The following is an 11,034-nucleotide window of genomic DNA, read 5'->3' on the forward strand; positions in this document are numbered from 1 at the left end:
TACCTCGCCCCGATGCGGCTGAGCGAGTTGCTTCAAGTGACCAGTAGATTGATGAATTCGAGGCGTCAATGACGGCCTCTTCGCGGGCAAGCCTCGCTCCTACTAGGGGAGCGGGCAGCGTTCAAGGGAGCAATCCATGCGCGCAGAAGCAGGCATTACCGTCAGCGCTGCGCAGTCTCCAACACCGGATAAACCGATTCCCAGCCCCCACCCAACGCTTTGTACAACCCCACCATCGCCAACGACACCCCGGTCGAGCTCTCGACCCATTGCTGCTGCGTCGCGAGCAATTCGCCCTGGACAGTTAGGACGTTGACGAAATCGACCACGCCTTCGACGTATTGCTGTTGCGCGGTGCGCAGGGCGATCTGGTTTTGGCGCACGGCTTCGGCGAGGCTGTCGCGGCGCAGTTGGCTGGCGTTGTAGGCGCTCAGTTGGTCGTCGATTTCATGCCAGGCGCGCAGCACGGTTTGTTGATAAGCCAACGCCGCTTCCTGTTGTTGTGCTTCGCGCAGGTTGAGCATGCCGCGCAGGCGACCGCCGTCGAACAGCGGCAGGCTGAATTGCGGGCCGATGCCGAACGCACGCGAGCCCCAGGAACCGAAATCGCTGAGTTGCATGGCTTGCGAACCGAGGTTGCCGGACAGGGTGATTCGCGGATAGAAATCGCCTTTGGCCACGCCGATGCTGGCGGTCGCGGCATGCAGACGCGCTTCGGCCTGGCGGATGTCCGGGCGGCGTTCGGCCAGTTGCGACGGCAGGCCGATGGCGACCTGGCGCGGCGTCTGCGGCACCGGTCCGTCGGTGGATAACTCGGCGAGCAACGCTTGCGGCGGCGCGCCCATCAGCAGGCTCAGGGCGTTGATCAGTTGCGACTGACGCTGCTCCAGCGCCGGCAGGCGCGACTCGATGGCCGCCACTTGCGCCGCAGCTTCGGCAACGTCGAGGTCAGTGGCAACGCCGTCGGCCAGGCGCAATTGCGAGAGCTTCAAACTGTGGCGCGCGACGTCGAGGTTCTCCTCAGTGACCGCGCGGGTGCTCTGCACGCCGCGCAGTTGAATGTAGTCCTGAGCGGTTTCGGCCAACACCGACAACAGCACGCCGCGACGATCATTTTCGGCGACTTCGAGGGTCGCGTCGGCCGCCTCGGTTTCGCGGCGCACGCGACCCCAGAAATCCAGTTCCCACGATGCCGAAAAGCCTGCGTCCCACAGGTTGAAAGCCGATTTGCCCTCGTTGCCGGACGGATCGTTCAGGCCTTCGGCGCTGTTGCGTTTGCGCCCATAACTGCCGGTGGCGGCGGTGTTCGGGTAGCGTTCGGCAGTGATCACCTGGCGGGCGGCGCGGCTTTGTTGCAGGCGACTGCTGGCGAGTTTGAGGTCGAGGTTATCGGTGAGCGCGCGCTGGCTCAGCGCTGAAAGTTTGGCGTCATGGAAAACCTCCCACCAACGTTCGTCCATGGTTTGCGCGACGGCCTGGCTTTCGGCGACTTTGGTGGGTCGTGCCCATTCGGCGATTTTCTGCGGTTCGGGTTTGAGGAAATCCGGGCCGACGGTGCAGGCGGTCAGAGCTAACAGGCTCAAAACCATCGTCACTGACTGCATGCGCTCCTTGTGGCGAGGGGGCTTGCCCCCGTTCGAGTGCGTAGCGCTCGCAGATTTTGGGTCCGCTCCGCGGCCCAACGGGGGCAAGCCCCCTCGCCACAGGGATGAAAATCTACGGAAACTTTTCATCGTTCGGCCACCTCACGTCGTGCAGTCGCGGTGTCGATCCGCGCCTCCACCGACATCCCCACCCGCAGCCGCTCGGCCAACGGCTGGTCGGCATCCAGCACAATTTTCACCGGGATCCGCTGCACAACCTTGGTGAAATTCCCGGTGGCGTTGTCCGGTTTGATCGAGGCAAACGTCACGCCAGTTGCCGGCGCAATGCTCTCGACGCGGCCGCGCAAAACCTCACCGCCGAGGCTGTCGACGCTGACCTGCACCGCTTGCCCCGGCTGCACATCCGTCAGCTGGGTTTCCTGAAAATTGGCCACCACATACGCCTGAGCCAACGGCACCACGGCGAGAATCTTGCTGCCCGGCGTGACATACGCGCCGACCCGCGCCGCGCGCTCGCCGACCATGCCGTCCTGCGGCGCGGTGATGCGCGTGTAAGACAGCTCAAAACTGGCAATCTCCAGCGCCGCTTGCGAGCGCTTCAGCCCACCTTCGGCCGCGTCACGTTGCGCGGTCAGAATCTCCACTTGCTTGCGCTCCGCCGCCAACACCGCAGTGGCGTTGGCCAGCCGCGCGCTGGCCTGATCAATGCGCGTGCGCGCCTGTTGCGCGTTCTGCACGGTGCCGGCGCCAACGCCAGCCAGGTGGTTGTAGCGATTCAATTCATGCTCGGCGAAGGCCATTTCAGCCTTGGCCGAGACCACCGTCGCTTGCGCCTGAGCGATCACCGAGGTCTGCCGCTCAAGGGTCGCCCGGGCGTTTTGCAGCTGCGCGCGAGCGACCAGGGTTTCAGCGTCGGCCGCCTGGGCGGCGGCGCGCAGGTCGCGGTCATCGATCAATGCGAGCAACTGCCCAGCCTTGACCCGCTGGTTGTCCTCCACCAGCACCTCTTTGATAAACCCGGCCACACGCGGCACCACCAACGTGAAGTCCGCCGAGACAAAGGCGTCGTTGGTGCTCTGCTGCGTGCGTTTGCCGAACAGCCCCGGCGCGATCAAATAGATCAACACCCCGACCGCGATCGCTGCGGCAACGCCGACAGCCAATTTATTTCTCGAATAAGTCGTCATAAAAACCTTCAGTTTCAGTCAAGCGTTCAGGTCGGTGCGCGCGGCGGATACATCCGCGTCGGCAGCCAGAAAATCAGCAGGATCAGCGCCACCGCGACGCCGGTCATGCACAGATAAAGGTCCGACGCCGTGAGCACCACGGCTTGCTCGTGCAAGCGATGCGCGAGGCCGGCGCTGTCGGCATCGACCAGCGGCGAGTTGCCGAGACGGTCGACCAGCATCGTCGAGTGAAAATGCAGGCGCGAGGTGGTCAGCGCCTCGATAACGCCGGTGGCGATCACCGCCGAGAGGCCTTTGACGGTGTTGAACCACGCCGAGGCGAACGGCCCTTCCATCGGCGTGATGCTGCCGGTGGCAAGCATCAGCAACGGCAACACCGCCATCGGCTGCCCGAAGATTTGCAGCAGTTGCAGCACGTAGAAATCGTCGCGGATCCACGCCGAGGTCAGTTGCGATCCGCCAATGCAGGAGAGCGCGAGCATGCCCAGGCCAATCCCCAGCACCCAGCGGCAATCGACCCAGCGAAAATTGCACAACGCCGCCACCAGCGGCAGCGCGATCAATTGCGGCAGCGCCGCGATGAGCATGATCGGCGCGGTCTGGATCGGCCGATAACCCTGGACCTGCGCCAAGTAACTCGACGGAATAAGCACCACCGCCAGCAGCACCACCAGCACGCCGGCCAACGTCATCAAGGCAAACGCGAGGTTACGAATCCCGAGCATCTGCAACTTGAAAAACGGCACCGGTTGCGACCATTCGTTGATCAGAAACAGCACCAGCAACAGCAAGCCGCCGCCGAGCAAAAAGTTGATCAGGCTCGACTCGAACCAGTCCAGCCGATTGCCCTGGAGGATGCCGATCACCAGCATGCAGATCGCTGGAAAACCCAAGAGAAAGCCGCGCCAGTTGAACTGCCTCAAGCGTTCGAGCCGCGGCGGATCCTGCGGTAATCCGTAAGCCACCGCCGCCATCGCAACCAGGCACGGCGCGATGATTTGCCAGAAGGTCCACTGCCACCCGGCATATTCGGTCCACAATCCGGCCAGCGGCGTACCGAGGCCGGGGCCGAACGTCGCGGTCAGCGCATAGCCGGCCAAGCCGTACAGCTTTACGTTGGCCGGCAGGAACCGCAGCGCCACGGTCATCAACATCGGCGGCAACGCCCCGCCCGCCAAACCCTGGACGATGCGCATCAGCAACAGGCTTTCGTAGTTCGGCGCGAACGGGCAGAGCACGCCGAGCAACGTGAACAGGCCGATGGCGCAGAGGGTGAAGCGGCGCAGCGAGAACGTCACCGCGCACCACGGCGCGAACGCCATCGCGGCCACCGAGGTCGCGGTGTAACTGGCGACCAGCCAGGTGCCTTCGTCGTAACCGATGGCCAGCGCGCCGCGAATATCGGCGAGCGCGACTTTGGTCACCATTTCGTTCAGGCCGGACACTAATACCGCCAGCAACACGCCAACCAGGCCAATGATGATGCGCAGGCCGAAGATCGGTGGTGTGACAGCGGCGGGACTGGCCGCGGCAAGAGGTGCCGGGGCCGTGAGGGAAGTCATTTACTGCAGCTCCGGGAGGTAAGACCGGGGCATTTTAGGGTGGGTGAGGCGTTACGAAAATTGACTTATGGGCAGCTTATAAGTGCGCCAGACGCAGTAATCAAACACCTGAATAAAGAACCCTGTAGGAGTGAGCCTGCTCGCGATAGCGGTGGGTCAGTCGACGCTTAAGTTGGATGTGACGGCCTCTTCGCGGGCAAGCCTCGCTCCTACAGGGGGTTTGTGTCGGGTTGGTTCAGGTTGGCTGCGCGGCCAGCCAGGTTTCGTCGCAGCAGGTTTTGAGGGTTTCGCGCATCCAGCGGTGCGCCGGGTCTTTGTCGAATCGCGGGTGCCAGGCCTGGGTCAGCATGAGCGTCGGCAAGGGGATCGGCAGGGTGAACGACCGCAGCTTCAAACCGAGGCGCCGCACGCTCAGCAGCGCTTCCTTGGGCACCGGTAGAATCAGGTCGGAGTCGGGCAGCGCGAACATCGCCGCGTGGAAACTCGGCGCGATCACCGCGACCCGCCGCGTCAGGCCCAACGCTTCCAGCGCCGTATCAATCGGTCCTCGGGCAATCCCGCGACGCGACATGCTGATGTGGGCAAAACCGGCATAACGCTCGGCGGTGATTTCCTGATCAAACAGCGGATGATCCTCGCGCGCCAATCCCACAAAGTGCGTGGAAAACAGGTTCTGGATTTTCACTTCCGGCATCAACGGGCGGTTATTGCTGATGTTCAGGTCGATCCGCCCTTCGCGCAGCGCCTCGTCGTCGCCATCGCCCTCCGGGACGAATCGCAATTCACAGTGCGGCGCCTGGCGCTCGAGGGTATCGAACAGTTTGCCGCCGTAGACGCCGATGAAAAAGTCGTTGGCGCGAATGCTGAAGCGCCGCCGCAACGTGGCCAATTCCACCGCGTCCGCCGAGCGAAACAGCAACGCCGCTTGCTCGACCACATCGCGCACCTGTTCGCGCAATGCCAAGGCCTTGGGGGTCGGCACCAGTCCGCGACCGGCGCGCACCAGGATCGGGTCGCCGATGGCTTCGCGGATTCGCGTCAAGGTGCGGCTCATGGCCGCCGGGCTGAGGTTCATCCGCCGCGCAGCGCCGACCACGCTGCCCTCGTCGAGCAACGCGTCGAGGGCCACCAACAAGTTCATGTCCGGGAGTTGCATGCTAAGCACTCATGGCTGATCAGGAATGATTCAGACGCAATGCTAGCAAACATCCCTGGTGTTGGTGTTGGCAGGGTTGGTGTAAGCGGGGCTGGCCCCATCGCGAGCAGGCTCACTCCCACATTGGATCTGCGTCATGCACAAATCCCCTGTGGGAGCCGAGCTTGCTCGCGATGAGGCCATCAGCCCCGGCGAAGATCTACCGCTCGTGCAACGCCTCGGCGCGTGCGCATGGGAATGATCGACAGGGCAGCAATGGGTGTGTTGAGTTCGAGGCCGCCATCGCGAGCAAGCTCGCTCCCACATTGGATCTGCGTCATGCACAAATCCCCTGTGGGAGCCGAGCTTGCTCGCGATGAGGCCATCAGCCCCGGCGAAGACCTACCGCTCGTGCAACGCCTCGGCGCGTGCGCGGATGATCGGCTTGAGCAGGTAGCTGAGCACGGTTTTCTTGCCGGTGATGATGTCCACCGAAGCGACCATCCCGGGGATGATCAGCAGCGGCTTCTCATCGGTGCCGAGGTGGCTGCGGTCGGTGCGCAGCTTGATGATGTAGTAAGTGGTTTTCTTGTCTTCATCGGTAATGGTGTCGGCGCCGATCTGCTCGAGCTTGGCTTTGAGCCCACCATAAATGGTGTAGTCGTACGCGGTGAATTTCACCGTCGCCTCTTGCCCTGGATGCAGGAACGCAATGTCCTGCGGGCGAACCTTGGCCTCGACCAGCAAGGTGTCGTCCAGCGGCACGATTTCCACCAGGTCGCTGCCCGGCTGAATCACGCCGCCAATGGTGTTCACCAACAGCTTATTGACGATGCCGCGAACCGGCGATGTCACCAGCGTCCGGCTGACCCGATCTTCCAGCGCTTTGCCGGTGGCTTGGGCCTTGTTCAGGTCAGTGCGCGCCTCGTTGAGTTGGGTCAGCGCTTCGCTGCGGAATTTGCCGCGCGTTTCATCGATCTTGCGCTGCACTTCCTTGATCGCCGATTCGGCGCGCGGAATCGCCAACGTCGTCGCGTCGAGTTGCCCACGGGTTTCGACTTCGGCACGTTTGAGTCGCAACACTTCCACCGGCGACACCGCGCCCTGCGCTACCAGCGGCTCGGACATGTTGATTTCCTGACGTTGCAACGCCAGGCCATTGCGGTACTGCGATTGCTTCGAGGAGAACTCGCGCAGCTCTTGCTGACGCTGAATCAACTGCTCCTGCAAACCACCGATTTCATCGTGCAGTTGCTGGCGACGGCTGGTGTACAGCGATTCCTCGCTGGCGGCCTGGCCGGGAACGGCTTTGAGCACGTCGGCCGGAAAGGCCAGCGGACGGTCATCGACCTCGGCGCTCAAGCGCTCGACGCGCAACAGCATCGACAGGCGATCAGCCTCGGTTTCGCCAACGTTGGAAGCGAATCGCGTGTCATCAAGACGAATCAGCGGCGCGCCGGCCTCGACGATCTGGCCTTCCTTGACGAACAGTTCGGAAATGATCCCGCCCTCAAGGTTCTGGATTTTCTGGATCTTCGACGATGGAATCGCCTTGCCGTCGCCCTTGGTCACTTCGTCGATAACCGCGAAGTTGGCCCAGAGCATGAGGAACACGAAGAAACCGATGATCGCCCAGATCGTCAGGCGCACCACGCGTGGCGCATCTTCGATCAACGCCTTGTTCACTTCCGGCAACGGCTGGCCTTGCAGCGACGCCGAGCCTTTGAAGTAGCGGCGGACAGAGTCCTTGAAACCCGACTTAAGCAACACTGATCTGCCCCTTCTTCAACGCTTCCATCACAGCCGCTTTCGGGCCGTCCGCCAGGATCTGGCCACGGTCAATCACTAGCAAACGGTCGACCAGCGACAACAACGAAGCCCGGTGCGTTACCAGCACCACGGTTTTGTTTTCAATCACCGCTGCGAGGCGTTGCTTGAGGCGTTCTTCGCCGGTGTTGTCCATGGCGCTGGTCGGTTCGTCGAGCAGCAGGATCGGCGGATTGAGCAGCAGCGCGCGAGCCAGCGCGACGTTCTGGCGCTGACCACCGGAGAGGTTCTGCCCACGCTCGCCGACTTGCAGTTCATAACCTTGCGGGTGCAAACGGGCGAATTCGTGGACGCCGGCCAGTTCGGCGGCTTGCAGCACCAACTCGTCTTCTACATAACGCGCGCCCGAGACCAAATTGTCGCGCAGCGTACCGGCGAGCAACTGGATGTCCTGCGGCACGTAGCCAATGTTGTGGCGCAACTCGCTGACGTCGATCTGGCGGATATCAACCCCGTCCACCAGCAACGCGCCGTCATCCGGCTGATAGAGCCCGACCAGCAGTTTGGCCAGCGAGCTTTTGCCCGAGCCGCTGCGGCCGATGATGCCGATTTTTTCGCCGGGCTTGATGATCAGGTTGATGTTGTTCAGCGCGGCGTTTTGCTGATTCGGGTAGGTGAAGTTCAACTGGCGGCATTCGATGGCGCCTTGCAAAACTTTGCGGCTCAACGGGCGCTCGTCGAAATTGCGCTCCTGTGGCAGCTCCATCATCTGGTCCACCGACACCATGGTCACCCGCGCTTGCTGGTAACGCGTCAATAAACCCGACAGCGACGCCAGCGGGCTCAACGCACGGCCGCTGAGCATGTAGCAGGCGATCAAACCGCCCATGCTCAGGTTACCGTCAATAATTTGGTAGACGCCGAAGACGATCATGATCACCCCGGCCAGTTGCTGGATCAGCAGCGTAATGTTCATCGCCAGACCGGAGAGCATTTTCACCCGCAGTTCGAGGCGGCTGAGGGTGCCGATGGTCTGTTCCCACTGGTATTGGCGTTCGCTTTCGGCGTTGTTGACCTTCACCGCGTCGAGCCCGGCGAGGGTTTCGATCAGGCTCGATTGACGCTCGGCGGCGAGGGCCATGGTGCGCTCCATGGTCGCTACCAGCGGTTTTTGCAGCGCGTAGCCGATCAGCAAAGCAATCGGGAACGCGAGCACCGGAATCCACACCAGATGCCCGCCGAGGATCGCGATGACGAGGAAGATCAGCAGGGTAAACGGCAAGTCGATCAGGCTGGTCAGGGTCAGCGAGGCGAGGAAATCACGCAGGCTCTGAAACTCGTGGATGTTCTGGGCGAAGCTGCCAACCCGCGCCGGACGATATTTCATGGCCATGCCGACGATGCGCTCGAACAGCGTCGCGGAGATGATCAGGTCGGTTTTCTTGCCGGCCAGATCCAGGCACAGACTGCGCAGGCTCTTGAGGATCAGGTCGAACAGGTAAGCGCCGGTGATGCCGATCGCCAATACCCACAACGTGGATTCAGCCTGGTTCGGCACAACGCGGTCGTAGACGTTCATCACGAACAGCGGCGCGGCCATTGCGATGATGTTGATCAGGAAACTCGCCGCGATGGCGTCGGCGTAGAGCCAGCGCGAGCGCTTGAGTGTGTCGCGGAACCACGAGCGGGCGCGCGGAATCAGCGTGCCGTGGTTAACGTCAAATTTATGTTGTGGCTGGGCGAAGAACACTTTGCCGATGTAATCGTCGGCGAGCAGTTCGCGGCTGACGACACTTTCGCCGCCATCGCTTTCGCTGAGCAGCACGCGGGCCTGGTCTTCACCCTGCCAGCCGAGCAGCACTGCGCTACGACCGTCCTTGAGCAGCAACAACGCTGGCATGGCGATCGCCGGAATTTCTTCCAGTTTGCGTTGCAGCACCCGGCCCTGCAGGCCCGCGCGAGCAGCGGCGCGGGGCAGCAATTCGACGCTCAGGCGTTGTTTGGGCAACGGCAGGCCGGTGGTCAGCATCGCCGCGCTGGCCGGTTTCTGATGCAAAGTGCACAGGGCCAACAAACCATCCAGTAACGGATCGTCGTGCAGCGCGCGTGGATCATGAATGAGATGAACTCGGCTAACTTCTGATTCCACGCTGGGCACTCTTGGCTAACAAATGAACAATTAAGGTTCTGCTCAATTCATCCCGGGCAGTTGGACCTTTGGCTTCACGTCGTTCTGCACAACGGATGCCAACGGCGCGACCACACCCTGGCTTTTGAGCAACTCGCCCATGGTCGCCTTGATTCGGTATTGAGTAAATAACTGAATGTTCTTGATGTCTTCCAGACGACGCGACGCGGTGAACAGTTCGTTTTCACTGTCGAGCAGGTCGAGCAAGGTCCGCTGACCGAGGCTGAATTGCTTCTGGTACGCGGTGCGTACGGCCATGCTGCGGTCGACATATTGCTGGGCGATCGGCACTTGGGCGTTGGCGTTGTTCAAGGCGTTGAACGCCAGGCCCAGCTCTTCATTCAATACGCGCAAGGCGTTATTGCGCACGTCGAGCGCCTGGCTGGCCAGGTACGATTTGGACTCCAGATCATTCTTGTTACTGCCGCCGGCGAACAGGTTGAAACGCATGCGCAGCATGGCTTGCCACTCGCTGCTGTGGCCGTTCTGGCCGTCGATGTCATTGTCGGCGGAACGCCCCAACTCGGCATCGAAGCGCGGGTAGAACGTCGACTTCGCCGCTTCATACTGTCGCTCCGCGGCCGAGATATCGGATTCGGCAGAACGCAGCACCGGGCTGTTTTCGAGCATCTGCGTGCGCGCCTCATTGAGGTTGGCCGGCAGCAGCGCCATGAATTGCGCAGGTCGCTCAAGCTGATCCGGCATCTCGCCGACGGCGCTGAGAAAGTTGGTCTGGGCGTCGGCGAGGTTGGTCTGTTCGGTGATCAGGTTGTTGCGCGCCTGAGCCATACGGGCCTCGGCCTGGTCCATGTCAGCGCCGCTGCCGACACCGCGCGAGGTGCGCAATTGAATCTGGTCAAAAATCCGTTCGTGGCTCTTGAGGTTTTCCTCGGCCAGACGCACGAATTCACGGCGGGTCAATACATCGAGATACACCTGAGCCACGGTCAGCGCGGTGCGCTCGGAAGTGCCCAACAATGAATAAGCGCGGGCATTAACGGTGGCTTGTTGACGCCCGACTTCGCTGGACGTCGCAAAACCGTCAAAAACCATCTGCGAGAGACGCAAACTTGACTCGCTGCGGTTCAGGGTTTCCCAGTGATTGCTGCCGGTGTCGGCGCGGGTAGTGACGTTGTCCGTGCCTTCGCGACCATAACCGCCGAGCAGATCGACCCGTGGCAGGTATCCCCCTTTGGCAGCCTTTAACTGATAATCCGCGGCCATTCTGGCGTTAACGGCAGCCTGGATTTCCGGATGGATATCCAGCGCCTGTTGCATGGCTTCCGGCAGGGTTTGTGCTTGTACAAAACTGGCGGCAACGGCGAAGGGTAAAGCCTTGAACAGGAACGAACGCATCTTGGAAATATCCCAGAACTACTTGTCTTGAATCACAGCAAACAGCGGCGCTGCGCAGGATGATGGCAACCGGAATGACCGTATGTCGGAAAGTACAAAAGAGGGAGTGAATGACACGCTTTTGGACAGGTCGCCGCATGAATATCAATGTGACATTACTGGGGCGATTGTTTAGGATGGCACCCATAAGGTCAATAGTTTGGCATAAACTAAATAGCCAAAAGCTATAGCCAAA

Annotated in this window: 7 protein-coding genes; all 7 read right to left on the bottom strand. The window is 61.5% G+C overall.

The window, feature by feature from the left end; all coding sequences use genetic code 11:
- Nucleotides 1–161: 161 nt before the first annotated feature.
- A complete protein-coding gene (locus tag BLU01_RS12050; RefSeq protein ID WP_092275317.1) occupies nucleotides 162–1,604 on the bottom strand; it encodes an efflux transporter outer membrane subunit in 1,443 nt (480 codons plus the stop codon).
- A 125-nt stretch (nucleotides 1,605–1,729) separates the two neighbouring features.
- Entirely contained in the window at nucleotides 1,730–2,791 is a 1,062-nt protein-coding gene (locus tag BLU01_RS12055; protein ID WP_092275320.1) for an HlyD family secretion protein, read from the bottom strand.
- Nucleotides 2,792–2,817: 26 nt separating this feature from the next.
- On the bottom strand, nucleotides 2,818–4,353 hold the full coding sequence (locus tag BLU01_RS12060) for an MFS transporter (protein ID WP_092275323.1): 1,536 nt from the start codon (nucleotides 4,351–4,353) through the stop codon (nucleotides 2,818–2,820).
- A gap of 235 nt (nucleotides 4,354–4,588) precedes the next feature.
- Complete coding sequence (locus BLU01_RS12065) at nucleotides 4,589–5,509, bottom strand: LysR family transcriptional regulator (RefSeq protein WP_092275326.1); 921 nt, start codon at nucleotides 5,507–5,509, stop codon at nucleotides 4,589–4,591.
- Nucleotides 5,510–5,890: 381 nt separating this feature from the next.
- On the bottom strand, nucleotides 5,891–7,258 hold the full coding sequence (locus BLU01_RS12070; protein ID WP_092275329.1) for an HlyD family type I secretion periplasmic adaptor subunit: 1,368 nt from the start codon (nucleotides 7,256–7,258) through the stop codon (nucleotides 5,891–5,893).
- Nucleotides 7,248–9,404, bottom strand: a complete 2,157-nt coding sequence (locus BLU01_RS12075) for a type I secretion system permease/ATPase (protein ID WP_092275332.1) — start codon at nucleotides 9,402–9,404, stop codon at nucleotides 7,248–7,250. The genes BLU01_RS12070 and BLU01_RS12075 overlap by 11 nt, the downstream gene beginning before the upstream one ends.
- A 42-nt stretch (nucleotides 9,405–9,446) precedes the next feature.
- Nucleotides 9,447–10,799, bottom strand: coding sequence for a TolC family outer membrane protein (locus BLU01_RS12080; protein WP_092275335.1), 1,353 nt, complete (start codon nucleotides 10,797–10,799; stop codon nucleotides 9,447–9,449).
- Between the last annotated feature and the right edge of the window lie 235 nt (nucleotides 10,800–11,034).

This window comes from Pseudomonas prosekii (assembly GCF_900105155.1).
GTDB classification, from domain to species: domain Bacteria; phylum Pseudomonadota; class Gammaproteobacteria; order Pseudomonadales; family Pseudomonadaceae; genus Aquipseudomonas; species Aquipseudomonas prosekii.

What these genes read in the sequence shown, in the direction of transcription:
- BLU01_RS12050 (WP_092275317.1), bottom strand. Translation starts at nt 1,604, where the DNA reads ATGCAGTCAGTGACGATGGTTTTGAGCCTGTTAGCTCTGACCGCCTGC.
- BLU01_RS12055 (WP_092275320.1), bottom strand. Translation starts at nt 2,791, where the DNA reads ATGACGACTTATTCGAGAAATAAATTGGCTGTCGGCGTTGCCGCAGCG.
- BLU01_RS12060 (WP_092275323.1), bottom strand. Translation starts at nt 4,353, where the DNA reads ATGACTTCCCTCACGGCCCCGGCACCTCTTGCCGCGGCCAGTCCCGCC.
- BLU01_RS12065 (WP_092275326.1), bottom strand. Translation starts at nt 5,509, where the DNA reads ATGCAACTCCCGGACATGAACTTGTTGGTGGCCCTCGACGCGTTGCTC.
- BLU01_RS12080 (WP_092275335.1), bottom strand. Translation starts at nt 10,799, where the DNA reads ATGCGTTCGTTCCTGTTCAAGGCTTTACCCTTCGCCGTTGCCGCCAGT.